The sequence below is a fragment of the Colwellia sp. BRX10-1 genome, assembly GCF_014077545.1.
GTDB lineage: Bacteria > Pseudomonadota > Gammaproteobacteria > Enterobacterales > Alteromonadaceae > Colwellia_A.
The window spans coordinates 84,026-110,472 of record NZ_JACGWC010000005.1 but is presented as its reverse complement, the minus strand read 5'-3'; the positions used below and the strand labels follow the sequence as shown (position 1 = coordinate 110,472).

21 protein-coding genes are annotated in these 26,447 nt (G+C 36.5%); 8 read left to right on the top strand and 13 right to left on the bottom strand.

What is annotated here, in order from left to right; all coding sequences use genetic code 11:
* Nucleotides 1–59 precede the first annotated feature (59 nt).
* Nucleotides 60–926: a LysR family transcriptional regulator gene (locus H4J75_RS06705; RefSeq protein WP_182214163.1), complete on the top strand. Its 867-nt coding sequence runs from the start codon at nucleotides 60–62 to the stop codon at nucleotides 924–926.
* Nucleotides 927–1,109: 183 nt separating this feature from the next.
* Here H4J75_RS06705 and H4J75_RS06700 read toward each other — a convergent pair whose 3' ends face one another.
* Nucleotides 1,110–2,162, bottom strand: a complete 1,053-nt coding sequence (locus tag H4J75_RS06700) for an NAD(P)/FAD-dependent oxidoreductase (protein WP_182221697.1) — start codon at nucleotides 2,160–2,162, stop codon at nucleotides 1,110–1,112.
* Between the two features lie 221 nt (nucleotides 2,163–2,383).
* Nucleotides 2,384–4,339: an FTR1 family protein gene (locus tag H4J75_RS06695; RefSeq protein WP_182221696.1), complete on the bottom strand. Its 1,956-nt coding sequence runs from the start codon at nucleotides 4,337–4,339 to the stop codon at nucleotides 2,384–2,386.
* 391 nt (nucleotides 4,340–4,730) lie between these two features.
* On the opposite strand from H4J75_RS06695, the gene H4J75_RS06690 reads away from it, so the two are divergent.
* Nucleotides 4,731–5,240: a regulatory protein RecX gene (locus H4J75_RS06690; RefSeq protein WP_182214158.1), complete on the top strand. Its 510-nt coding sequence runs from the start codon at nucleotides 4,731–4,733 to the stop codon at nucleotides 5,238–5,240.
* Nucleotides 5,241–5,361: 121 nt separating this feature from the next.
* Here the strand turns inward: H4J75_RS06690 and H4J75_RS06685 are convergent, their stop codons facing one another.
* From H4J75_RS06685 to H4J75_RS06675, 3 genes are all read right to left on the bottom strand, one after another.
* Nucleotides 5,362–6,102: an ABC transporter substrate-binding protein gene (locus H4J75_RS06685; protein WP_182221695.1), complete on the bottom strand. Its 741-nt coding sequence runs from the start codon at nucleotides 6,100–6,102 to the stop codon at nucleotides 5,362–5,364.
* A 354-nt stretch (nucleotides 6,103–6,456) separates the two neighbouring features.
* On the bottom strand, nucleotides 6,457–7,218 hold the full coding sequence (locus H4J75_RS06680; protein ID WP_182221694.1) for a transporter substrate-binding domain-containing protein: 762 nt from the start codon (nucleotides 7,216–7,218) through the stop codon (nucleotides 6,457–6,459).
* A 222-nt stretch (nucleotides 7,219–7,440) separates the two neighbouring features.
* The gene (locus tag H4J75_RS06675) at nucleotides 7,441–8,334 is read right to left on the bottom strand and encodes a LysR substrate-binding domain-containing protein (protein ID WP_310733759.1); all 894 of its coding nucleotides are present in this window, start codon (nucleotides 8,332–8,334) and stop codon (nucleotides 7,441–7,443) included.
* A 236-nt stretch (nucleotides 8,335–8,570) separates the two neighbouring features.
* Between H4J75_RS06675 and H4J75_RS06670 the strand changes: the two genes are divergently transcribed.
* Both H4J75_RS06670 and H4J75_RS06665 read left to right on the top strand, forming a co-directional pair.
* The gene (locus H4J75_RS06670; protein WP_182214154.1) at nucleotides 8,571–9,266 is read left to right on the top strand and encodes an SDR family oxidoreductase; all 696 of its coding nucleotides are present in this window, start codon (nucleotides 8,571–8,573) and stop codon (nucleotides 9,264–9,266) included.
* Nucleotides 9,267–9,426: 160 nt separating this feature from the next.
* The gene (locus H4J75_RS06665) at nucleotides 9,427–10,410 is read left to right on the top strand and encodes a Gfo/Idh/MocA family protein (protein WP_182221693.1); all 984 of its coding nucleotides are present in this window, start codon (nucleotides 9,427–9,429) and stop codon (nucleotides 10,408–10,410) included.
* Between the two features lie 170 nt (nucleotides 10,411–10,580).
* Here the strand turns inward: H4J75_RS06665 and H4J75_RS06660 are convergent, their stop codons facing one another.
* Nucleotides 10,581–11,249, bottom strand: coding sequence for an OmpA family protein (locus H4J75_RS06660; RefSeq protein ID WP_070376549.1), 669 nt, complete (start codon nucleotides 11,247–11,249; stop codon nucleotides 10,581–10,583).
* Nucleotides 11,250–11,546: 297 nt separating this feature from the next.
* Between H4J75_RS06660 and H4J75_RS06655 the strand changes: the two genes are divergently transcribed.
* Nucleotides 11,547–11,876: a hypothetical protein gene (locus tag H4J75_RS06655; protein ID WP_259366384.1), complete on the top strand. Its 330-nt coding sequence runs from the start codon at nucleotides 11,547–11,549 to the stop codon at nucleotides 11,874–11,876.
* A gap of 127 nt (nucleotides 11,877–12,003) precedes the next feature.
* On the opposite strand, the gene H4J75_RS06650 is transcribed toward H4J75_RS06655, so the two are convergent.
* From H4J75_RS06650 to H4J75_RS06640, 3 genes are all read right to left on the bottom strand, one after another.
* A complete protein-coding gene (locus H4J75_RS06650; protein ID WP_182221691.1) occupies nucleotides 12,004–12,711 on the bottom strand; it encodes a pirin-like bicupin family protein in 708 nt (235 codons plus the stop codon).
* Between the two features lie 64 nt (nucleotides 12,712–12,775).
* Nucleotides 12,776–13,726 (bottom strand): glutathione S-transferase family protein, encoded by a 951-nt coding sequence (locus H4J75_RS06645; RefSeq protein WP_182221690.1) that lies wholly within the window; start codon nucleotides 13,724–13,726, stop codon nucleotides 12,776–12,778.
* A gap of 71 nt (nucleotides 13,727–13,797) precedes the next feature.
* Nucleotides 13,798–14,256: a DoxX family protein gene (locus H4J75_RS06640; protein ID WP_182221689.1), complete on the bottom strand. Its 459-nt coding sequence runs from the start codon at nucleotides 14,254–14,256 to the stop codon at nucleotides 13,798–13,800.
* Nucleotides 14,257–14,385: 129 nt separating this feature from the next.
* On the opposite strand from H4J75_RS06640, the gene H4J75_RS06635 reads away from it, so the two are divergent.
* Both H4J75_RS06635 and H4J75_RS06630 read left to right on the top strand, forming a co-directional pair.
* Nucleotides 14,386–15,273: a LysR substrate-binding domain-containing protein gene (locus tag H4J75_RS06635; RefSeq protein ID WP_182221688.1), complete on the top strand. Its 888-nt coding sequence runs from the start codon at nucleotides 14,386–14,388 to the stop codon at nucleotides 15,271–15,273.
* A 158-nt stretch (nucleotides 15,274–15,431) separates the two neighbouring features.
* Nucleotides 15,432–15,653 (top strand): hypothetical protein, encoded by a 222-nt coding sequence (locus H4J75_RS06630; RefSeq protein WP_220465252.1) that lies wholly within the window; start codon nucleotides 15,432–15,434, stop codon nucleotides 15,651–15,653.
* 177 nt (nucleotides 15,654–15,830) lie between these two features.
* Here the strand turns inward: H4J75_RS06630 and H4J75_RS06625 are convergent, their stop codons facing one another.
* The 4 genes from H4J75_RS06625 to H4J75_RS06610 all read right to left on the bottom strand — a co-directional run bounded on the left by H4J75_RS06625 (nucleotide 15,831) and on the right by H4J75_RS06610 (nucleotide 24,544).
* Nucleotides 15,831–19,118, bottom strand: coding sequence for a DUF4062 domain-containing protein (locus tag H4J75_RS06625; RefSeq protein WP_182221687.1), 3,288 nt, complete (start codon nucleotides 19,116–19,118; stop codon nucleotides 15,831–15,833).
* Between the two features lie 164 nt (nucleotides 19,119–19,282).
* Nucleotides 19,283–20,152: a toll/interleukin-1 receptor domain-containing protein gene (locus tag H4J75_RS06620; protein WP_182221686.1), complete on the bottom strand. Its 870-nt coding sequence runs from the start codon at nucleotides 20,150–20,152 to the stop codon at nucleotides 19,283–19,285.
* A gap of 66 nt (nucleotides 20,153–20,218) precedes the next feature.
* On the bottom strand, nucleotides 20,219–22,591 hold the full coding sequence (locus tag H4J75_RS06615; protein WP_182221685.1) for a hypothetical protein: 2,373 nt from the start codon (nucleotides 22,589–22,591) through the stop codon (nucleotides 20,219–20,221).
* Nucleotides 22,592–22,630: 39 nt separating this feature from the next.
* The gene (locus tag H4J75_RS06610) at nucleotides 22,631–24,544 is read right to left on the bottom strand and encodes a hypothetical protein (RefSeq protein ID WP_182221684.1); all 1,914 of its coding nucleotides are present in this window, start codon (nucleotides 24,542–24,544) and stop codon (nucleotides 22,631–22,633) included.
* A 502-nt stretch (nucleotides 24,545–25,046) separates the two neighbouring features.
* Here H4J75_RS06610 and radA point away from each other — a divergent pair.
* Nucleotides 25,047–26,423, top strand: coding sequence for a DNA repair protein RadA (radA, locus tag H4J75_RS06605; protein ID WP_070376542.1), 1,377 nt, complete (start codon nucleotides 25,047–25,049; stop codon nucleotides 26,421–26,423).
* The last annotated feature ends 24 nt before the right edge of the window (nucleotides 26,424–26,447 follow it).

Genomic DNA, 26,447 nt, shown 5'->3' with positions numbered 1-26,447 from the left:
TTCTATATAAATGATAATATGCTAATTTGTAAATTCACTTGTACATATAGGTAATAATCATGCAGTGGGATGGCATCAGCGAATTTGTTTACGTTGCGGAAAATGAAAGTTTTACCCTCGCCTCAAAGAAAATGGCGATATCTACCGCACAGGTGAGTCGACAGATAAGTGCATTAGAAAAACGCCTTAATATTAAGTTATTTTATCGAACAACTCGCAAAGTATCATTAACAGAAGAAGGCCGTGTTTTTTATCAGCATTGTCGCAGTGTTCTCGATGGTCTCGATGCTGCTGAGCGGGCTATCACAAATTTGCAGTCAAAACCCCAAGGCAAAATTAAATTAACAGCGCCTGTTGCCTATGGTGAAAAACAAATATTACCGCTAGTGAATAATTTCATAAAACAATATAGCGATGTTGAAGTATCGGCTTATTTAAGCAACCGCCAAATAGACATTGTTGAAGAAGGCTATGACCTAGCAATTCGCCTTGGTAAGTTAAGTGACTCGACCATGATGGCAAAAAAACTTGGCAAAAGAACAAACTACCTTTGTGCATCACCACAATACTTAGAAAAACAGGGAGTACCCCATTCTATATCAGAGCTTAATAAACATAGTTGTTTGTTGGGTACATTAGACTACTGGCATTTTAGAGAGTCTGACCGAGAAAAAAGTATCCGCGTAACCGGTAGATTAAGATACAACAATGGCTACAGTCTGATGGACGCCGCACTAAAGGGCTTAGGGATAGTTCAGTTACCCGATTATTATGTTCAACAACGCATAGAAAGTGGTGAACTGGTGACCCTATTAGATAATTACCGTGCGCCTGATGAAGGAATATGGGCAATTTACCCTCAGAATCGCCATTTATCGCCTAAAATAAGACTGCTGGTTGATTACTTAGCTGAACAGTTACTTTAATCTTCAGCTTTATTAAATTACCGAACAAGGCTGTAAAGCTTAAGTCATAACATAAAATAGTAGCGGTTAGGTTTGCCGCTATTATCTTACATACAGTCCACCTAAGCCTCCAAAGTCATGCCGCGCAGATAAAGAGACAGCAATAAAAGGAAAGTAGTAATGATCAATCGCCTGTTTTATCCGTTAATCATCCAACAGGCTTTCGAGTGAATGTGTAACGCCCATTCGTTGATGTACTACTGGACTTGTTGTGGTGTATAACGTTGGAATACGGTCTTTTTCTAAAACAGTTTCCGCAATCGAAAAGGCCGCTAAGGCAGTTTCGTGGAAGCCACTTAAAATCAACTTTCGTTTACCCGGGTAATAATTAATATCACCAACGGCATAGATACCCGGCACTGAGGTTTGAAAAGATTGTGTATCTACTTTTATCTGGTGTTGGTGCATGGCAAGTTGCCAATTTGCTATCGGACCAATCTTGGGTGACATACCAAAGAATATAACAAGTTCATCAAGTTCCACTCTACGTTTGATGCCATCTTTTGAATTTACTGTTAGGCCAGTTAGCTTATTATCTTTTTGCTGAAAGTCGCTCACTTGACCACATAAAAATTGCATTTTTAGTTCTTCACACAAGGCGAACATTTCATTCACGCTACTTGTAGCGGCTTTAAATTTTGTACTACGATGAATAAGCAAAACACTATTAGCCGTTTTCTGTAGGCTCAAACTCCAATCAAGTGCGGCATCTCCGCCACCTAGCACAACGACGTTTTTATCTTTAAAGTGTTCTATATTATTGATTCGGTAGAACAGTTGTTTATCTTCAAACTGATCAATTAAGGGTATTTTTAATTTAACGGGTGAGAAGGCACCATTACCAGCAGCAATAATCACCGCGCGACAGTGAATAAGCGTATTCTTGTGCGTGGTAACTGAAAAAGAAACATCCGACAATTTATTAATGTCTTCGACCCGCTCGCCCAATAAAAAAGTTGGCTTAAAGGGAGCCGCTTGCTCATAGAGATTTTCTATAACTTGGCTTGCCTTAGCATTAGGCAAAGCAGGAATATCATAAATAGGCTTATCTGGATAGAGTTCAGTGCATTGGCCACCAACTTCTGGCAAGCTGTCAATAACAACCGATTTTAATCCTTGTAAACCAAGCTCAAATACTTGAAACAAACCAACAGGGCCTGCACCAATAATTACAACGTCTGTCGTTAAGGTTTTCATAAGTACCTCCTCAGTACCATTAGCTTATATTTATGGCAGATCTAGCGCCTTGAAATATCAGTCTATTGTCATTTTTATAATCAATATAAATCACTACGGTGCTTTATTGATTTACCCTTAGCAGGGTTAGCATTTAACGAGTTAAAAAATCACCTATCATCCATACTCAAAATGGTTCGCTACTGCTATTCTATAAATTTTTTTTCAAGTCGATGCTCAATTTATTCATCTACCCTGCTCGTCTTTTTTAACCAAGGTTTAAAGAATAACGCACTGGAAAAAAACAAGATAAAAGCTTGCGTCGTGATGCCTTGCCACGTTGAATTAATACCTAGCCACGCGAAATGAAAGTCAATAGGAAAGCGCGTAATACTAATAATAGCGGCTTCTTGCAGCGCTGTTATCGCTTTACCCGCGAGAATAAATGACAAGGCTAATAGTAAATACGTTGTTATTGAAAAGAATCGCGCTATTGGTAATTTAATAGAATATTTAATCATTAACCAGGCCACGACAACTAGCATAGCCGCTGCTGCCCCAAAGCCACTAAAAAGAACAAATTGCTGTGAGGGGTTTGTCTGGGTTAACAATGATTGATAAAACAGTACTGTCTCAAAAACCTCACGATAAACCGCAATAAACGCTAAGCCAGATATTCCCCATAAAGCACCTGATTTTAAACTTTTATTAATATTTTGTTGAACATAACGTTGCCATTGATCGGCTTGCGTTTTGCTGTGCATCCAAAAACCAACATAAAAGAGCACAATTGCAGCTAACAGCGCGGCAACCCCCTCCATAGTTTCACGGCTAGCACCGCTAATCGTCACTAATTTTTGTGCCACTAACCAAGTTAACCCACCCGCAATTAAGGCTGCTATCCATCCAAAATGAAGATATTTAATGGCTTCTTTTTTATTGGACCGTACCAGTATGGTAAAAAGCACCAGCACAACCAATAGCGCCTCTAAGCCCTCTCGTAACAAAATAATAAAACTGGCACTAAATAAAGCTGTGTCTGATATAACTGAGTCATTGAGTAAAAATTCAGCTTGTTCTATTTGCAGCAAAATTGCAGAAACAGATACAGCAAAGTCACCCGAGCCTTCCTCGTTGTTAATTTCATTGCGCAAGCCTAACAAGTTAAATTCAATCATTTTACGTAACGAACTATCATAAGCGTCGAGGTTATTTTCAACAAGCTCGAACCCATCTAAGTAGGCACTCACCGCAAATTGTTGGGCAAGTATAACGTCATTATTTTTGTAAGCGGCAAGTGCTTTTTTAAGTTGATCACGCGCGATTGTTAATGGCGCCTTAGTTGCAGAAAACAGTTCCTCAGGGTTAGATCTAAGCTGCTCAACAAAACCTTTTTCCAAGTCAGTTTTCGCCCTATACAATTCGTTAGGGCTATACTGAACAAGTTCGGCGAGTGAGAGTTCAAGTGCATTATTTTCTTGTCGTTTTTCATCAAAAACAAAAGCTAAACTACCCGTATAAAATGCTAACGACCAACGTTGTTTTGCCGTTAAGCTCTTAAATGAAGGCATAGCAGTGCCGTCAAGACCGCCGGTTACCACATCATATAATCCTAGAATAGAACGGTCTAAAGCACGTGTTCTTTCGTTAAAATTAGTAGGCTGTGGACTTAGTTGCCTTGCAAGCTTCCCGTCTCCTTTACCCGTTACACCATGACAACTGGCACAATTATTTTGAAATAATTGCTTTACCCTAGATGCTGAAAGTAAAGATGTTGGTAACGATAACTGCGGAGAGTTATTTATCAACAGGTTTTTTAATTCACTGGTCAGCATTTGTATTTCGACAAGTGTTTTTTTCGCTTGTACCGCAGAGAGAAGTGATTTCGATAACTTAATCATGGCTTGTTCACCCGGCTCTCTCACCGATCTTTCAGCAATAATGTTAGAAAAATCAAGCATTTCTTGATACTCACCTTGATCAATAACTTTGCCATTACTGATGGCAGAAGCATAATCAACACTAATATATTCAGTGAGTTGTAAAAGTTGACGTAATCCTTCTGTATCGCTGCTCGCCGATGTTTGCGTTGAGATAAGATAACCAATAACAAAAAAAACATGAATAAATTTGCGCTTTAATGAGCGCATTGAAAAAGTCATTAATTTTTGAAAATAACGAGAAAGATAATAAGTCATAAATAACCCTGTAACGCAATTGAGAATGATTCTCATTATACTACATAGAATAAGGATAATGTTAAATATTTATAAAAATAAAGTACTATAGTATCGGTTTAAGTTCTAACGGTTAACGTATGTCCCCTTAAATTAAATGTTCGCTTTTAATAAAGCACAATAATAGTTTATCGACTAATGAACCTCCCCCTTTATAGCCAATAATCTCCTCAAAGAGATAACAGTAAAGTTTGACCCTAAAGCAGGTCAGGCGTTACTATGATGAAGTTCTAGTAGGCTTTAGCTAAAATAGCTTTGCCAATTTACTCACCTAGTCGTAACATAAACATCCATATTTGAAATATTTACACCAACGCTGAACGGTTATACGTTCCTTAACAAAAGTGGCCGTATGTACAAAACTAAAAAAAGCACCAAACCCCAAGAAATTTCTTACAAACGTGTTCAATCATACATGATGTGGATGATCGAGAGATACGGTGATTACTCAGCAAAATCTTTATTGCAAAAAGCCAATTTATTATTCAAAGATGATACTCAATATAATCAAACTGCCTTAGATTATTTAATTGAACACGAAATTATAGATGATGCTCGTTATGCTAAAAGACTAACGCTTAGTCTGGCCGAAAGTAAAATAGGCCCAAATAAAATAAAAGAGAAACTTTATGCTAAGGGTTTTCAATCAACAACCATTAATGAGTGTGTCAATGAACTTGAAACGTCAGAAGATGACTATTTTGATAAAGCGTTGGCGTTAAAAATAAGAAAATTTGGTGAAGAGCCTATTACCGATATAAAGTTGAAGCAAAAAGCTTTACGCCATTTAACGGCAACCAAAGGATTTTCATATGCCATTGCCAATAAAGCGATTACTTATAACCCTGAACAAGAAGAATAGGTAGTTTGTCATTAAGGCTTTATTTTATAACAAACAATAAAATTAAGACCCTGTGCTTTATACAGCTTCACCACAAGAATAGTGCGCTAATATAAGATCAATATCTTCGCCAGCTTTATTGTTAGTAATCATCAAATACTTTTTTAAACTGACCATTTTTTTTCAATACAGAGATGGCTTGGTTGATTCGAGGAAGTAAATTTTCGTGTTCTTTTCTTAATCTAATAACGATATCACCTTTAGTATGTAAAGAAGCGAGTGCTATTGACGTTTGATGTTTTTCAGCCCAATATTGAGCCGCTCTTTCTTCTATAATGGCAACCTTAAAGCGCCCTTTTACCAGCCCTTTGACTAATTCACTTTCTGATAAAAAATCAGCGCGAGTAAACTTGTCATCATCAAAATAAGCATAGCCTGCTACGGTGCCGACTAACTGCCCATAAGCCATTTCTGCTTGATTGAACTCTACTGCAACATTGGGCAATGTAACAAAGTATTCTGTTACTTCAAATAAAGGAACACTGCTAACATAATCAACACCAATAATTTTATCTTTAAACCAATTTGGGCTAACAACATCGAAGTCAATTTGTCCTAATTCCAATGCGGTCACCGCTCTTTTTACCGGGAGATAGCTGGTTTCAGTAGGAATGGCTGCTTGCATCATAATAAGCTCAATTAACGCGATAATAATACCGGGTTTTTGTTGATTGCCACTATAACCAAACGGCACCCAAGCCTTGGTGCTGCCAAGATCATATTTTAAAGTACTAGTAACAGTTTCAGTCGCACTACAGACAAAAGATCCGAGCGTCATTGAAGTAGCGATTAAAAATATCACTACATTAACTATACGTTTCATCTTTGGTATTATCACTTGAAAAGTCACTATGTATACCCCCGAGAATACTTATTTTTTACTAAACAGAGTGTAAAAAAACTCAGCTACATTTTTAAAATTAACAGTTAAATAATCCATTAGGCTAGTCACTATAATCTTAGTTGCTTTGACAGGAATAATGGAGTTACCTATAACATAGCGCGATTCACAGTCTAATTCGACTGCCTATTTACCTAATTAAGCTATAACGATTATTCACAGAAACGCTTATCCTAAACGCGTAAATAAATGTTAATAATAAAGAGTTGAAATAGGGTTAATAAGATGAGCTTATTAACATTAGTTTTAATAATTTTATCTCTTTATTAAATAGTGCTAATTATCTAAATAAGTTAATAATATTTCAGACCATACTTTATTATTATCAATATTTTTAATAATGGGTTCAATATCTTCAAAAATAGCCTTATCTTTAAGTAAAACCATCACTTTTCTGGCGTACCTATCATGGGGAATAAGAGATACATGAAATAAATCTCGATTTTTACTTCGCCTAGTAATATAGCCAAAAGTAGACTGGCTAATTATCGTACTGTCTATTCTTTTACTGATCAGCATATTAAGCAATGCCTGTTCACTAATTGTATCAATACGATTTATTCTTTTTTTAGTCACTAGCTCATTAATACCATAGTAATAAAAGCCTCGCACGCCACCAAAAACATATTTTTCTAAAGAGGATGGTTCACTATATTCAATCGGTTTATCTTTTAAAGAGATAACTTCATCTTGGTCGGTGAAAACCGTTGAAGTCCACAAATATTTAGTCTCTGCTTTGTCTTTAAACCAGATAGGATTAACGCCTAATAATACCCCGTTTAACTTTTTTTGCTTGATCATATGATCAATACGTTTGCGAGGAATAAAGACTGTTTTAAAGCTATATTTATGACTTTCACTGTTTAATAAAGTAGAAAAATCATAATAAAGCCCTTTTTCGTTTTTCAAGTCAGTGATAAACGGTGGCTTAAGATGATAAACATAGACATTAACAGCAATTTTTTCGACAGCTTGAGAACTAAAAGAAAAGCAAAAATAAAAAAATATAACAAGAATAAGTTCTTTGGTTACCATCATATAGTGAAAGCCTTTTGCTTTTGATAACGTTTGGTTTTATTAATAGTAGCACTTGATTTAAGTTAGCTAATAAATATTAAAAATCACAGTCAAAAGTGACCATAACTTTAGTTATTTTTAAACCTTAATATAATGCTAGGATATAAAAATAAGGCGCAAAGGTAAACTCTTGTATAATTTAGATTATTCCCCATATAAATAAATGTTCTTAAAGCTAATAATTTAGTTTATTAAAGCTATTTTATTAAAATACTCTTTAGTAAATTCAATAAAAGCGTTCAATTTATTCGACTGGTGAATTAATTGAGGATAAATCATAAAAATGGTCTTCCCTGCTGGCATTTCACTTTCAAGTATAGCCACTAACGTTCCCTCCTTAATCTCTTGGTCGACTAAATAGTCAGGTACCCTAATAATACCTTCGCCCTTTAATGCTAATGTTTTCAGCATATGGTTATCGTTTATTTTTAACCAACCATCTACGGGCACCTCAGCGTTTAAGAATGACCAGGTTAATTGCTCTTGTCCCCTTAAACATTGGTGCGTTTTTAAATCGCTAGGCTCCTTTGGTTTACTGTATTTATCTAAATACTCAGCAGAAGCACAACAGCAATGTTTATAGGGCAAGATAGCTTTTGCAACCATATTTAAAGGCGGGGAGTTAGTGGCACGAAAAGCCAAGTCAAAATCACTGCGATTTAGATCAAAACGGGTGTAACTGGTATCGATAGAAAACTCAATAGCAGGATGTAAGGCGCTAAACTTAGAAAAAATGTCGAGTAAAAACCTTTTGGTAAAGAGGCTTGGTGCTGTAATTTTTATAACACCTTCAATAGCATTGCCTTTATGACCAGCATTTCGTTCTAATTCTAAAACAGAATGACGAATTTTATTTACACCTGTTAAAACACTCTCACCTTCTGCGGTTAAGCGAACACTCCGTGTCGAGCGGATCAACAAAGCAAAACCCATCTCCTTTTCTAATCGACGAATTTGAGCAGATAAATGCCCTCTTGATATTTGTAAATGTTGTGCCGCGACCGTAAAGCTTAAATGGCGGGCAACTTCACTAAATAACATTAATCGCTCAAGTTTTTTATGCTCTTTATTCATCATCTTTTGCGCTTATTGTGTGTTATATAAAACAATGAATTTTATTTTGTTATATATTCATTTGCAAATTTTTAGTGAAAAATACCTAGTCTTGTTATTACCTGCTTTATGCACGGCTGTAATTAATTTCACCAGCAGACGCTAATGCAGTCACTAAAGTATTACGGCATAAAATAGTAAAACAAAAAACGACAAATCAATAACTTGATTAACAAATTTGAATAAAAATAGGCATAAGAATGTTAAATATAGAAAATAAATGGGCGCTAGTAACGGGAGCTAGTCGAGGGGTCGGTCTTCGTGTTGCGAAAGAGCTTGCTAAACAAGGCTGTAAACTCATCATTCATTCTCGACAATTAGCTGGTACTAGAGATTTGCTTAATGAATTAACCACAGCGGGTCATGAAGTTTATGCTGTAGCGGCTGAACTTAATTCAATCTCTCAAGTAGAGCATTTAATTACCGAGGTGAAAGCCTTGAGTAATAATCACCTAGACATACTGTATAATAATGCAGCAATCATGACCAAGTATCAGCCGCTCTTTGCCCCGACGGCAGAGGAATACCTACACAGTTTTATGGTTAATAGTATTACTCCGGCTAAATTATGTGATGCTTTTCTTCCAGGCATGCTAACGCGTAATTGGGGACGTATTGTTAATGTTTCTTCAGGCATTAGTAATCAACCTGAATTGATGGCATATAGTTGTTCAAAAGCCGCTCTTGAAAGGTATGTGCGCGACATGATGCCAACGCTATTAGGCACTAACGTCTTAATGAACTTACTCGACCCTGGTTGGTTAAAAACAGACCTTGGCGGCACATTTGCCCCTAACGATGTCGATTCAGTAATGCCCGGCGCACTTATTCCCATACTATTGGAAAAAGAGCAAGGGAGTGGTATTTTATTTTGCGCCCAAGATTATGTTGGTTAACATTATACTTAGTATCAGGCTTAAGTATCGAGCTTAACTATCGAGCTTAAGCATCGATGGGCTAATGACGCTTTATTAAAGATAGCTAGTCTGTGGAACAAAGAGCATTAGATCGATGAAAAAATAATTTTATTTGTACTTTTATCTTGAGTAATAGTTAATGAAATCACTAAAAAATAGAAACATACGTTGGGGAATTATCGGTTTAGGTAACATAGCCAATAAATTTGCAACCGACTTATTAACGCTGAAAGATGCTGAGCTATATGCCGTTGCTTCAAGAACACAGCAAAAAGCCAATGATTTTGCCGATAAATATCACGCTACTAAAGCTTACAGCAGTTATAAGGCGCTCGTAAATGATGAAAATGTTGACGCTATTTACATAGCAACACCACATTCAATGCATAAAGAAAATGCGCTGCTGTGCTTAGAGCAGGGTATCGCGGTGCTATGTGAAAAACCTTTTGCCATGAATACAGATGAAGTGCAATGCATGATTGATGCTGCAACGGCAAATAATACTCTGCTAATGGAGGGGCTCTGGACCTATTTTCTTCCCCATTATAATTTTGTTTTAAATAAACTGACTGATAAAACTTACGGCAATCTACGTAAAGTTGAAGCAGATTTCGGTTTCGCAAGAGAATTTAACCAAGAAGCTAGGCTGTTTAATAAATCATTAGGCGGAGGCAGTCTTTTAGATATTGGCATTTATCCTATTTTTGCAGCACTAACTACCCTTGGCGTGCCCGAGACCATGACCGCTGATGCAACATTTTTTGCTAATGGCGCAGATTCTTCCTGTTCCATGGTCTTTAACTATAAAAATAACGTGGTAGCCTTATTAAAATCGACACTCTTGGAGTCGGCGCCGAGTGAAGCTGTGTTTTATTGTGAACAAGGCAATATTAAAATTAACAGTGGCTTTAACAGTCCTTCAACCGTCACTTTAATAACTGATACAAAAGAAGAAGTTATCTCTTTTAATAGCAAAACATTTGGCTATGATCATCAAATCAACCATTTCAATGAACTGTTACGTCAAGGGAGAAAGGAAAGCCATATCATGACCTTTAATTTTAGTCGCCAGCTTATCGAGACTTTAGATAGCGTTAGAAAACTTATTGATTTGAAATATTAATTGTAGATATTAATTGTAGATATTGATTGTAGATATTGATTTGAAATCTTGATGGTTAGCACGATTAAAGTCATGTTAATGGTATCGCCCTTTTAACGCCAAGCGTCTTAAGCAATAAGCCATTATCAATGCATATAACGCGATAATAATGGCTTTATTTTAATGACGATTTATGACTGTTCTATCGGTAACAAGGTTATTTCAACACGGCGGTTAAGCTCGCGACCTGCAGCTGTTTTGTTCGTTACTGCCGGTTGTGTTTCACCAAAGCCAACAGTTTCTAAACGGTCACTAAGGATTTTTTGTCCACGAAGATAATTAGCGACTGAGCCAGCTCGGTCTTCAGACAATTTTTGGTTATGCTGGGCAGAGCCACTAGAGTCAGTGTGACCAGAAACAACAATAATGGTTTGGTTATATTCTTCAAGCACTAAAGAAACAGAATCTAATACGCTAGTAAAATTGCTGTTAATGTTTGAGCTGTTCGAAGCAAAAGTAATGTTGCCTGGCATAACAAGGTTAATTTTGTCGCCGTCACGCACAATACTCACACCACTGTCGCGCAATTGCTTACGCAATTTAGCTTCTTGAGTGTCCATATAGTAGCCAATACCACCACCGATTGCGGCGCCACCTGATGCTGCTGCTAAAATACGTTTGTTGCGTGTTCTGCTGTCTTTGTCTTTATTGTCTATAAAGGCAATGACTGCTGCTAAGCTTGCGCCTGCAGTTGCGCCTATAGCTGTTTTACTGGTTTTACTTTCACCTGTGTAGGGATCAAATGTTGTACAGGCTTGTAGCAATAATATCGCAGATGCGGTGGTGATTATTTTTTTCATGGTGAATTTCCTTTATTGGCCTTATTGCTTATTGTACAAAGCTTGGGCTATTAATAAATTACTGCAGGGGCAGTCTTGCCATTATTGCTTTTCGTCTATGTATTTTAAGGCACAAAAAAACCCGATGGAGACTCGGGCCTGAATATATAACGAAAATACATATATCTAAAACAGCACTAATTTTATACTTAATATTTATAACATTCAAGCTACCTAAATTAATTACTGATGTTATATTTACTGAGAAGTGTTGTACCAAGAGCGTTAACTACTATATCTTAGCGGCATGAGTATTCTATGGAAAAACCAATGACGTTAGCAGCAGATTTTAGACATTTTATTGACGGCGAGGGCAACATTCTCGAACTTACTGACCAAGCAAAAGTAGTTTTTATTTTTCTGAGTAAAATTGTATTAGCCCTTTCTGAAAATATTGAGCAACCGCTCGTTCACGTTAACTTAAAATGTAATACTCGTGCTAAACAACTCTCGTGTACTGGAGAAATTGAAGCTAAATCAATAACCTTAGGGGTAATTGAATGGCATTGCGACACTTGCCAAGCTTGTGGAACGATTACTCATTGGCAAGGAAGTCGTTGGGACAAGCAGCAACGCGTTATACATTAGGTCTACTGTAGTAATAAAATATTGCTAGATAATAAAAGAGCGAATGCTAGACACGAACGCCAGCGCTTAAAATCTTCAGAACATACGATTTTAAGAGAACGTTCGTGGTTTACATTACGGGATTTAGCTAATTAATCGTGTCGATAATAATCACTTCACAGTCAATTAACGCCCTGAGTAAAATTGTCGTTGACTGAGTGACTTCAGCGCCATCTCCTGCGTTCATGGTGATAATTTTTGAGCTATCCTCTACTTTAAACATACCTGCTGAAGCTAATATATAAGCTTGATGGTCAATGTTATGCTCAATAACGGTTCCTTTCGCTAATTTCCCTCCATATATGCGCGTTTCTTGGTTAATAAACAGCGCCTTATTTTTATCTGCTGGGTAGCCTGATACTAACAATGTCAGTGCTGATAGCTGCTCAGTAGGAAATCTCTTACTTTCCCAGCGAGGTGCCACATCGATTTTATTAGTTTCAATCCAAATTTGATAAAAAGTTAATGGATTTTTAGTGCGATTATATTCTGAATGCACAAGACCTGTACCTGCACTCATCACTTGAACTTCACCTGCTTTCGTTGTGCCTTTATTGCCGGTACTGTCTTGATGAGTGAGCGCACCTGAACGAATAAAACTGATAATTTCCATATTACGGTGTGGGTGCGAAGGAAAGCCCATGCCCTGTTCAACCCAATCATCATTAACAACACGTAACTTTCCAAACCCCATCCGGCTTGGATTGTAATAATTAGCAAAGCTAAAATGATGTTTAGATTTAAGCCAGCCATGGTTAGCGCTACCTAAGCTTTTATAAAGATAATGTTTTATCATCAAATTTCCTCAGTATTTATTTATCTAGCTTTATTTACCAGTCAAACCTTAAACCTATTAACCCTTAGTATTGACGCTTACGGTCATGTGGCGCATCAAAGTGTTCCGCTGCGCCCAAAGGAACAATACCTGTTGGATTAATCGTTAAATGACTCGCGTAGTAATGAGTCTTAGTGTATTCCAAGTCAACCGTCTCTTTAATGCCAGGTACTTGATAAAGTTCATTAACATAGTTCTTAATATGATGAAATTCGCTGATTTTTTGGCGATTACACTTAAAGTGCCCATGATATACCGCATCAAAACGGATCAGTGTGGTGAACAAGCGCCAATCAGCTTCGGTTATTTTGTCAGCCACTAAATACCGCTGTTTTGATAAGAGTACGTCTAGCCAATCTAAGCTGTCAAATAAGCTGTGGTATGCGTCATTATACGCCGCTTGTGTCGTCGCAAAACCTGCTTTATAAACACCATTATTAATAGTGTCATAAATACGCGTATTTACCGTTTCTATGGCTTCTCGTTGCTCAACGGGATAGTAATCATCAACATTACCTGTTAACTCGTTGAATGCTGAATTAAACATTCTACTGATTTCAATGGATTCATTATTAACAATCGTCTGAGTTTTTTTATCCCATAAAATAGGGACTGTCACGCGTCCTTCATAGCTAGGATCTGCTTTTAAATATAATTGGTAGGCATAATCTAACTGATAAAGTGGATCTCCCTTATCACCAAACGTCCAACCATTTTCCATCATTTTAGCTTCAACAACACTCACCGAAATAATTGTTTCAAGTTGTTTTAACTTTCTAAAGATTAGTGTTCTGTGTGCCCAGGGGCACGCCAACGAAACATATAAATGGTAACGGCCCGCTTCTGGTTTAAATAGACTATTAACATCTGATGAAATTTGACTTCTAAAGCGGCTATCTTGACGAACAAACTGCCCTTTACTTTTATTGGTGTCATACCATTGGTCGACCCATTTACCGTTAACGATTAATCCCATAACAAACTCCTTAAATTTATTGATTTAGCCATTATTACTGTTACTGGCAGGTGATTTAGCTATTTTACATGTTAAGTATTTTTAATTAGCTTTCGGTATACGTGACGATCAATAGAGTATTTTCCGCCACCTTGCACAAATAGCGCAAGCGTTATCGCTAGTAACGATAAGGCAAACTCATAACCGTTATTACTCATAAATAGACCATTACTGATATGAACACTAAAGATGGCCACTATCATGGTAATAGCCAAGACAAAACTGACAGGTCTAGTGAGAAAACCAATCAATAATAATATCCCGCCAAAAAACTCAGCACTACCCGCCATTAATGCCATAAAGAAACCCGGCTCAAGCCCTATAGATTGCATCCACTGTCCGGTTCCCTCTAACCCATAACCGCCAAACCAAGCAAATAACTTTTGTGCACCATGAGCGGTAAAAATCAACCCGGCAATTAATCGTAGCGGTAAGCTTGATAAAGATTGTTCAGTTTTAGTGATACTATTGATGGTATTTATAAATGACATTTTAATACTCTTTAATGACTAATGATTTAATATGTAGCTATTGTAAAGGTTGAGTTGATATCGAATAACCCCTATTATTTGTTTGTTATGTTCAAATAATTTGAACAATTAAATATCTGGATAATAGCCATGAAAATGCCACCTATTAGTATTGAAGCATTACTTGTATTAGATGCTATTGAAACGCGTGGCACTTATGCGGCCGCAGCAGAACAATTGAATAAAGTTCCTTCAGCGCTTTCTTATATCGTTCAAAAGCTAGAAGAACAGTTAAACGTGACACTCTTTCAACGACAAGGCCGTCGCGCCGTGCTAACGCCAGCCGGCAAGCATTTATTATCAGAGGGCCGTAAAGTACTAACAGCCATTAATACCCTTTCAGAACAAACTCAAACAATTGCTAATGGCTGGGAACCCAAGATCCGTATTGCTTGCGATTCCATTATTGATATAAAAACTATTTTTAAAGGCATAGAAGCATTTTTAATCGCCCATCAAAATATTGAAATTGATGTGCGAGAAGAAGTAATGAACGGCACGTGGGAGGCATTAATTGAAGATAAGGTCGACTTAGTTATTGGCGCTCCTTCACCTGTGCCCAATCAAAAAGGTATTAGGGCAATAAAAATTGCAATGTCTGAAAATGTTTTAGTGGTTAACAAAGTACATCAATTAGCCTTTCTTAAAGGGCCGCTTGAATCAGCACACTTATCAAAATATAGGAATGTCGTCGTTCATGACTCAGCCCAACATGAGATCCCCTGGTCAGTTAATATTATCCAGGGCAGTCAACATTTCTTTGTCAGCTCGATTGCGATAAAAATTGAAGCGATTATTGCAGGGATTGGCATCGGATACTTACCCAAAAACCTCATCCAACATCATATTGAATCAGGCCAACTGGTAGTTATTAAATTAGCAGAAGAGCGCCCACTGCAAGACTTATTTATGGCATGGAAAATAACCAACAAAGGTAAAGGATTAAAAAAATTAATCGCTATCTTATCAGCACAATAAACTAGCAATAATAGTTAACCTTAAGCCTTTAATTATTAATATAAATATCATTAATACAAAAGTAGACGTTTTTATCTATTTCATTTAAAGTCGCCTCCACAATTTGTAGCTTAAAAGCTAATTTTTTCTGCCGATAACTTTATTTACGGCATAAGTGTGTGAGAGACCTTTCGATGAATAATAACCTTTGGGAACAACTATTTTCTATCAGCGATACCTTAAATGAATCTGCAGAATCAAAAGAAGAAAAACTCAAAATATTAATCAAGCATTTAGCCTCTATTAATATCACCCATGAACGTTCATTTGATCCAGCCGAAAATTTTGAAGCCTATGTCGCAGTAAATTTATGTGAAGCTATACATAAAGTTTTAAAGTAAAGTGTAATGCATTAATGTGAGCTTAGTTAACGTACGTTTTTTTCACTTTAGTAGTGAGATATTATAGGGAAAAAAACGACGACTATTTGGCCAGCTAGGTTGTAAATTAACATATTAAAAATAGATACAAGTGTGCTTTACATTAATAGTTCTCAGTCATTAATGAGTTTATAAACTTCAAGCAAGTGCTTTATCGATCGCTGCATGCCAGTAATGATTCCCTGGATCTGATGGAAACCCTAATGCATGCTGCCAAATATTTTTGGCCTTAGTTTCATCTCCAGCTTGTCGAAGTGCAATGCCAAAATCGTAGTAATCTCGTGCAGCAGCTTCACGATTAGACTCTATATCTATATCACGTTCAAAAAAGTAATCTTGCCAATATGCAACAGCTGCTTGTGAATTTTTTTTCAAACACGCTAATCTAGCCTGATAAGGTAATAGTTCTTTGGGACCTCTCTCAGATTTTAACCAACGATTTTGCTCAATATTTTTAAAAGCGGCTTCTGCATCTGACAAAATTTTGTAGCGGTAAGCTATTTCAAATTTATGAGCCCAAATATTCATGATCCAACGTTTAGCTGTTGGGCTTCTATCACTTTCATCCTGAAATATTTGTAAGGCTATATCTAGTTGTGTAACGTAATCATTTGTTGAAATGCTATCATCGAACCACCGAATACGAAATTCAACACATCGGCTTATAGAGCCACCTATTTTGTTCCCGTTATTATCTGCACGATTAGCACTTTTTTCTAACCAATTTGCAGCCTCACAGAATTCACCTCTCAGATAATTAATGTACCCAAGATCATACTCGATTCTCGAGCATTCAGCTTGATCTGGTTGAGCCGTAGCAATGAGCTGAGAAAGAACCTTTTGAATAACCTTGGTGGCACCTTTTAGATCATTATCTCTTCGTAGCATATTACCATGACGAGCCATGAAGGCTTGTTGATAACAAAGCTGAATATTTTTACTGTGCTCGGTCTGATTTAATTTTAACCACCTATTCTCTGAACCTGTTTTCAAAAATGCTTTATAAAAGCAAAGGTTCTCTCGGTAAATGAAATTTGCATGTACATCTTCGACACTAAGAATATCACTATCTACATTGCCTAATGATACTAAAGCATCAATTAAAGAAAATATAAGAGATTCAACCTTTAAGTTGAGAAGCTTCTGATTAATAATATGTTGATAAAGATTTGATATTTCATCAAGACATTCAAATCCCATACCTGAATTTATTTTTGCAGTAATAAATGATTGATCCATAACTTGAATTAATCGTTCTAAGTTACCTGCTTGAAATAACTGATAGGGTAATTCAACTAATTTACGTTGATTATAAATCTTTATTTGCCCACCTAAGGTAAGTGGTTGACTATCAAAATACTTAGCAAGATGAAAATGATGACTATTGTCTTTTAACTTTTTTTCAGCTACTTGCTGTATTTGTCGATGAAAAAAGCAAAGCACCTCAACATCTTGAAGATTTCGAATCATTAAGTAAGGTTTTAATTCCGCGCGAAGGCGCGCCCAAATAACAATCGGTAACTTATTCTGTAAATTTAACTGATGAAACTCATTTTTAATCGCCTTCATTACTTCAGGGTCATCCGAAAGCACATCCAAAAGTTCTTTTTCTGTCATCCCATATCTACCAGCACATAGGTATGCCAAACTTCTTTCTACAACAAGAACGTTATGGTGACTAATCTGATATAGGTTATCAATAAACTCACAGATGATGCCACTCACATCAGAGGCTAGCTTTGGAATACAGGTCGAACTCCAGCGACTTGCTTCGTCAAATGCCAAACGAAGGTATAAGGGTGTCCCTACATTTTGAAATAGCGCCATAACATAAGAACGCTGCAAAGTACTTAGTGTTCTTTGCTCATACTCCAACCATTTATTAAGAACAATTTCACCTTCGTGAGATGATAGAGCGGGCATATAATATGGTTTCTTTTTATAGATACTTTTCAGGTTATCAATATAATGCCCCTCTAATGAAGTAATCACTAATTTCAAGTGACTGGGTAAATATTCAGGAATCCATAACAAATTTTCATTATCGACGAGCTGATCTAATGCATCAATAAGCAAAATAAGTGTCTTACCCTTTTCAGCTAGCTCTGCTACCTTCTGGTTAAAAATCTTACTCAAACTTTGTAAATCCATACCTTCATAGGATTTTGGTGTCTGCATAGGTTCTGCTGTAAGAGATATACCTTCACAAATAGAACTGAGCAGTCCTCGCATACTAACACTTCTTGCACTTGCTCCTACGAAGCGAACAACACAAGAGTAGCCCTGGTCTTCCAGTTGAGTTGAAAGCTTGGCTATAAATGCAGATTTTCCAGCACCTGATAGACCAGAAATTATAAAAGGGGCATCGTTGGGGCTAACAATATAAGTGTTAATCGCTTTAAATAAATCATCCCGTCCAAAAAAAATTCGAGCTCTATTATCACGAAATGATAAATGTTCTTCATTTTCAATACTCACTGGGCTTGAGTACTTTTCTGCTAGAGTATCAATCTGTTTGGTTATAGCGTTTTTAAGCTTTGTAATTACCATAAACTTGAATTGTTTTTTGTATTCGCTATCAAATCCTCCATTATTAAACGTTGCTAACGATGCTGTTAATGGGATTAATTGTTCATTAGGCAAAAAAGTAAATAGTCGATTTCTAAACCTTTCTACCCTTTCAGCTGCTACCCCCCCTAATTCGAAAAAATCACTCGATTTTTTACCTTCACAAGGCTTTACGGAGCGTAAAACAGCATAAATATCTTCCATTAAGATTTGGTGATTTTCACTACACGGGGCATTAGAGTATATATTTTCTGCTGTTGTTCTAAAACCAGGAATACCTGCTATTACTTCTTGCTCTGTTGCTGATAAAAAATAGACCTCGCGTGAATCAAGTCGAATAGCTGTTACAACTTCCTGCAGAATTGCACGTAACTTACTCTCTTCTTCTAACCACTTTTCATAAGGTTGAAAACTTTGTCTACCAATGCCGTAGCGACCTTGTAAAACAAAGGCTGCAGGAACACAGTTTTCATCTAACTGATACCATTTACTAATAACATCTGAATTAACTATTTGTTCAGACTTATATAGGTGTGATTTTATTTTAACAAAATCCTTTTCTGTTATTATTCTAGGTAATGGCACCCAGCCGTATCGTTCACCAGAGAGAATAAGAAAGTTAGGCCGTGGATGTGCTCTTGATTCAGATACCTCTCGTATGCAAAGATCCAATGTTTTTTGATTAAGCTGAGCTTCTTCCGTTATTCCCCAACGTAAATCTATAGCCTGGAAACTAAAGCCCCTATTAGCACAATAAACTTCAAGCTCAGGAAAAACATCATTTTGTAGTATAGTTCGTTCCTCAGCCATATCAGAAAAAGTTGAAGATACAAACAATCGAAATGCACGAGGCAACATAAGTTCACTCTTTAAATAGTATGGGCTAATAAATAGGCAGCCAAACAATGCATAGTTAACAATATCAGAAACTTAGATGAAAAGTTAATGGTATTGTTAACCTAGCCTATTTGTTATTTAAGAACAATTAGGCTCATGTTGCTAATCTTTTGATATGAAAGTAACTATATTAACCATTCAACGGCAAACTGACTATCTGCTGGTAATAATTTATCTGCGACAAATCGATATTTAACATTTATTGGTTTACATGACTTCACTGAATTTTTTAAAGTAGCGAAGTCTTCAATATCATTTTTAAACCCCTTTGGCTGATAACAATATAGTTTCAATATCGCCAGCATATATGCTGCAGAAGATGCCATATGGGTATTACGTAATCGTTGGAATTCAGAAGTGAACTCGTCTGCTTCACTAATATTAAGGTTTTTTATACCTTTACGTAATAAGTTTGAAATTAACCTTATAAATTCTACTCGCGGAACATATTTATCTAAAAAGCTGTATTCACCCAGTGCTCGAACAGATTGCTCAAAGTCACCGATAATCAAATCGATTTCCGCTTTTTCTATGTACTGCATATCCAAACTTTTAGTTTCAATGTTATCCGCTGTTGCTATGATTTGCTCTACAATTGGAGCAAAGTCACCAGATTCTAATGAGACAACAACATCGATCCATTGCTTACGAATAAAGTGATAATTGTTTCCACCTGCAGCCCCTGAAACTATACTGTCATCTAACTTTAAAGGTATTTGTTTTAAGCCATGTTTTTTAGCGAGTTGTATTTCGTTACTAACTTCTTCTGAAGCTGCGACCTTTAATAATTTATTGCCAATAGAATGCTTTGAAGCTAATAGTACAAAAAGCTCACACTGCTCGATACCCTCTTCAATATTTTCAGCATAATTCTCGCCACCTAAAATTTTATTGGGTGCAAACCAAACTTTATGACCTGCTGCTTTTAAGCCTTCTACAATCTTGGTTGCTGCGTCTGAATCTTTGGTGCTGTAACTTAAAAATATGTTTCTCATCTTTAACTTTCCGTATTTAAATTTTTAAAATGTTCCGATGCGGTTAACTTCATGTGTTGTAATAAATTAACTTAAGACGGCTTCAGACCTTTTATGACTTTCTATTTGTGTACGGATATTCTTATAAGCTAAATCAACTAAACTATCTTTAGATTGAGACTTTGCTATTGAGTCACTTGGATCATAGTTCTTGGCAATATCACATTGTTCTTCGATATAACTCATTAATTTTTGCTGAGTGATATCTAACAATTTCACTAACTCGCTCTTGTTTGCTTCTTTAGCACGAGCGATTTCTGCTTGGTAGTATACGGTTAACTCTTCTGATTCAACTTCAAGTCGTTCTTTAACAGCAGCAATTCCACCTGCGGTGTCTTGCTCGATACTATGTGCGTCATTCTCAGCTAAGGTTTCAGAAAACTCTCTAATACTCTCATCATTCATCAGTGTTAGACTGATTTTTGCCCCACTAGTGACTGAAAGTGTAATTTCACTTCCCGTTAATTCTTGGCCAAAGCGATTACGATGAACGTCTTTACGTGTGACATTGCTGACATCTTTGTAGTAAAAAGAGTTTGACTCACGGCCAATGTATTTATCAGCAATAAAATCATAGTAGGTGGAGAAAACATCAACTTTTTCTTTTGTTAAGAAAATATATTGTATTGATCTTACCGCACAAACTAATTGCCCATTGCTATCAAAACGAACCGCTTGTTCATTTTGCTTATTAAGTCGAGGATGACTATTTTCTTGGATATACGACCAATCTTGCAGAACAATCGACTCACTTTTTTGACCATCACTTCGTTGATAAGTAATATCTGACTGATCGATATTACACTCTTGCATGGCCGCTTGCTGAATTTCATTTTCGATTTTTTGTTCAATAAGTTTATTTATTTTAACACCACTAAATAACTCATGATCTTGATGACTAGGTAAATTATTGAGTATCTCAGAGCGGTGTGTCTTAATTGTTTCAATCAAGTTACCGTAGGTTGTTAACATCACTTCAATAAGCGAAAGGTTACCCACGTTTTTAAACTGCTTACTTTTCTGACGTCGATTGCGAATAAACCAGAGCAAGGAAATGAACAGTAACGCCCCTGTACCTATAGCAAATATAATTTGTAAATCTAATAGCTTGATATGTTTAAGTGTGTTCTTGGACTCAAGCATTTTATCTACTATTGGACTGATTGATTTGACAAGCATGTCAAAGTTATCAGTTAAAAACAGTGCTACCACACCAATTCCGCCAAGGGTAATGGCGAGAAAAAAGAAAAATAAAGCTGTGAATTTAGCAAATTTTCGCTTACTACGATGTTTTTCTATGCTTTTTTCAGTTTTAGATTTTTGTAGTGTTAACTCTTCTTCAGCTTGACGCGCCAAATCAATATTTTCTTTTAATGCCGTTTTTATATTTCTTTCTATTGGCCGGTAAAAGAAATCCCAAATGATGCGATTACCGCTACTTTTTTTGAACAACAATTCTTGGTTTTCAATCTCTTTTTTACCACTTTTTAAGTGGAAGTCTCCAAATTCAAAACTATTACATGTTAGTGGATAATCATCAGTACTGGCATGTGATTCAATCCAATTCTCGCTTTCCTTACTTGCGGTCACTAACTTATCGAAGTAATCTGTAATACCAACATCTTTAACATGTTTCTCTAACAATTCCCCATCTTTAGACCACAACTGAAGTATATTATGAGTATCCTTAATTAACAGTTGAAGATTATCTAATTCAAGTACATCGGTACGAGGAGAAAAAGAGAATTTATACTGATGAATCAATTCACCCTTAGCAGACCATTGACTTGGATTTTCATTTTCAGGTTTGACAATCCAAGTGTCTGATTTAAACCACTTGATGTACTCTACAGTTTTAGTAAACCCCGTTAATTCAGCGAGTAATTCACCCGTTAATCGCCAGATTTTTGTGTCCAACTTATTCTTAATAATAAGTGTTTTCGCATTAGCAAAATCAACATCATCTAAGCAGCTAACATCAGCCTCAATGGTTGCAATACATTTATAACTTCTCATGTCCCAATGCTTAATCGTTCCATCTAAGCTGACAGACAGTAAGTTACCATTAGGAAGTTCAATTAAACCAATAATTTTACCCGTATGACCATTAAGCCTTTTAACTAATCGACCATCTTTGTTGCTCGAAATTTGAATCGCATGCTCTAAATCAACAGTCAAAAAATGATCTTTATACTCTATATTTATTAGTGCTATGGTACCTATGATACGTTCATTGTGGCGAGCAATGGTTTGCTTTTCATCTTGTTCTTTACAAACCCAATTAAAGCTATTGTCTAAGCCCCACTCTATCTCATAGATACCCAAGTCTAATCGTCTAACTTCTTCTGTTTCTAGCTCTTTATCCGTAAGGGTTTTATAGCGCTGGTAACTATTGGCCATTGAATTAATATCCTATTTTATTCTTTATTAGTTAGTTAGTTAGTTACGATTTTTAATATCGTTATTCGATTCTGAACTTGACCAGTTAACATGTTCAAACATAGCCTCTCTCGCTAGGGCTAATAGCATTAATTCTTTTGCTGATGTCATATCTCCTTTTAATAAAGATTGAGCTCGAGCGTAAAGTTCTTCCATACTGCTGTAGCCACTGGCAGTGCTTTCATAACCAAATAATTCACTCCACAATGCAACAACACCACCTACCATAAGGCTATACTGCACAATCATCATCAGTATGTTATTAGCATCATTTAAGGTAGAAAAATTGAATATCTGCTGAGCTAACATAGAGCATAAAAGAATCGCGCCAAGACCAATCGCTACAATAAAGCACTTCTTTGAGAACGATGAGCATAGCAATGCCGCATAAAGTGGTCGTTTATAAAGAAGCTCAACTAAATTTTTAGCTCCTAGTTGTAATCGGCTTTGAAGAAAGCTTCGCTGATCGCCTATCCAAGTATCTCGAATCTCATCGAGGTTTTTATCAGCGGATGAGCGCCACCAATCGATTTCGGTTATAGCAATAGCATGATTAAATAATGGTAAGTGGCTCCGATAACGTCTTGGAATAATAGGCTCTCCCGATGGCGGGATATTAGACAAGTTTAAAAACCCCCTAATACGCATGGCTTCTGCGACACCTCGACTAAGCTGATACTTCCATTTCAATTCATTTTTACCGGCGTAACGAATAACTCGCCAACAAGCGATAATAGACAATAAGGTCACTAGAATGACCCAACTTCCCTCTTCTGAATTAACTAAATTACCCGCTAATTCATAACAAGCAAATCCAACAATGGCAAACCAAAAAAACAATTTAATAAGTTTTCGATACTTTTGCTGTCCAATTAAGGCAAGATCATCGGCTAACGTAAAAATAGGGTTTGAAATTGAAAGGCCATTATCGACGTCTGGGGCAGTAAAGGTATTAGCAACGTCAATCGACTCTGATGCGCTATAACTATTATAAAATCGTAGCTCAGATAATAACTGAATAAACTCTGTAGAGATAAAGTCGGTCAATGCGTTTTCATTTCCAGCATAGCTATATGCATAGAGCTCGCCCACTTTGGGTGTTAAATGCGCTAATGCATCACTCTGGGGGTGATCCGTTAATAATAACGGAGATATATTATTAGTTACGCTAACTCTTTTGACAAAAAGGTGATGAACAAGGCCCGCAATTTGACCATCAAATTCAGAAACGGCTTTTAATGATAGATTTTCAGTATTATCAGGCCAATGAACTTCCATACCCAGTTTATATTTAACAATATCAGCGGTACCGCCACATCCATTTGCATCACATCCATCCCATAAAGCAACTAACACATTGGCATATTTTGCAATAAATAATCCTTGATTAAGGTACAGGCTATTCCTGAGATCGCCATAATCTAGATCATCAATCGCGATTTGATAGTCACTATCAACCAACGAGTGTTTAATTTCGAGTAATTCATTACCATTTTTCTGGAGGGCTGAAACCATTTTTTTAAGCTGGAGGTAACTATTACTATTGAGTTGAAAGTCTTGTTCAAAATTTATCAGCGGCATAGGTAAACAGCCAATAATTTTTATCGCCTCACAACCTAATTCAACTTGTAATTCTAATGCCACTTCAATAGATAATAAATCTGCTCCTTCTGCTAGACCAGACATAAGCCAAATTGGCGTGACTATTTGCCTTTCGTTAACAGAAGTTTTATTAGGTTTAGCTACTGAGTTTAGCTGGTGATGCCAGTGAAGTAGCGTTGCACGAATGGTAGATTTAAGTTCCGCGCTATTGTCATTTACTGTGTCTGCATTATTAGTCAGTATGTCTCTATGACCAGTAATACCAATAATAAAGGGGAGTTTTGATGTTAAATGACTAGCAAGTAATTCCATTTTTTGAACTCGTACTTCCATTGTTATATGATTGTGATAATACCTATAAAATTAATAAAATCAAACGCTTTATAGGTATAACATGATCTAAAGCAAGGCTAAAACACTCTTTATTAGTGTTTGTCTGTGCGTGATATATTAATTGCAAATAATAAAAAATAACTTTAATAATATTTTTCATTTGAAATCAACAAGCAGATTTTTCACCAATAAATGAAATAACTTATGTTAAATTAAAGTTGTTTCATCATCTATTAACGACAATACATATTCCATATAATAGCATTAATGAAATAGCTATAACTTAGCCTGAAAAGACTCCCAATGGGACATAGACTATATTTTTGCTTCTTCACCTGAGCTTATGGTTAAATGTGCGAGAGCGATATGAATATACTCAAAACTTGTCAGTCGATTAATTGTATTGATTCAAGTAACTGGCTAGTTAAACAGTATGACTAGCGCGATATAATAACCCCACAAATAAATTATTAAGAATATTATGGCAAAAGATAAAACAACTTATGTTTGCACTGAGTGTGGTGAAAATCATCCTCGATGGTTAGGTCAATGTTCAAGTTGTTCAGCTTGGAACAGCATCACAGAATTTAAAGAGTCCAAGGTAATAACCCAGCGCACACCAAGCAAAAACGCTCACCGAGGTTACTCTAAAGAAGATGCAAAGATAGATAAGTTGAGTGAAGTCTCTGATATGGACTTAACTCGATTTGACACCGGTAGCTCTGAATTCAATCGAGTGTTGGGCGGCGGTATTGTTGAAGGTTCTGTAATTCTTGTAGCGGGTGACCCTGGTGCGGGTAAAAGTACATTATTGTTAAAAACATGTGCTCATTTAAGTCAAATAGGTAAATCTTTATATACCTCAGGCGAAGAATCTAAAGGACAAGTAAGAGACCGCGGTTTAAGGCTACAAGCCGACATTTCTAAAATTGACATAATGAACTCCGGTGACGTAGAGCTTATCTGTAATGTTATGGTCACCGATGGTTATAAATTCCTTGTTGTTGATTCTATCCAGACGGCATTTATTAGTTCACTGCCCAATTCTCCTGGCGGTGTTACTCAAGTCAAAGAATCCGCTGCTATGCTAAACCGACTAGCGAAAGAGCATGGCGTTACCGTAATATTAGTTTGTCATGTTTCTAAATCCGGAGATATGGCTGGGCCTAGAGTACTTGAGCACATCGGCGATTGTATGTGTAAAATAGAGCCAGAAGCTGACAGTAAATACCGAACGCTTAGAACCTCTAAAAACCGCTTTGGTGACACCACAGAAATAGCCACTTTTGCCATGACAGCCAAAGGTATGCAAGATGTTGTAAATCCGTCGGCCATCTTTTTAGATAAAGATGGTGCTGAATCGAGTGGGAATATGGCCTACGCATCAAACGATACCGGAAGAACTTTATTAATTAATATTCAATCGCTGGTCACCGAATCTCAAGCTGAAAATCCTATTAGAGGTGGTGTTGGCTTTGATTATAAACGCATGCAAATGCTGTTAGCCATATTGAGAAGTCGCATGGGAGTCAATATTGGCGGTAATGATATTTACGTAAACGTGGTATCAGGTGTTAACTTAACCAAAGATGTTGGCTCAGATCTGCCTTTGATCCTCGCAATGATATCGTCATCAAGAGAGCATAAGTTTTCGGTCAATACTATTGCCTTTGGAGAAATAGGGTTAGACGGTAGTGTAAGACCTGTACCTTCAGGTGAAGAACGCGTCAAAGAAGCAATTCGTAACGACTTTAAAGTCATCATATTACCCAAACGTAATTACAATAAACGTTTAGAAACTAAAGGGGTTACCTTGATACCCGTATCTCATGTTAAAGACGTGCTAGAAATTTTCTGACACTAGTCTTTGTACGTGAAAATA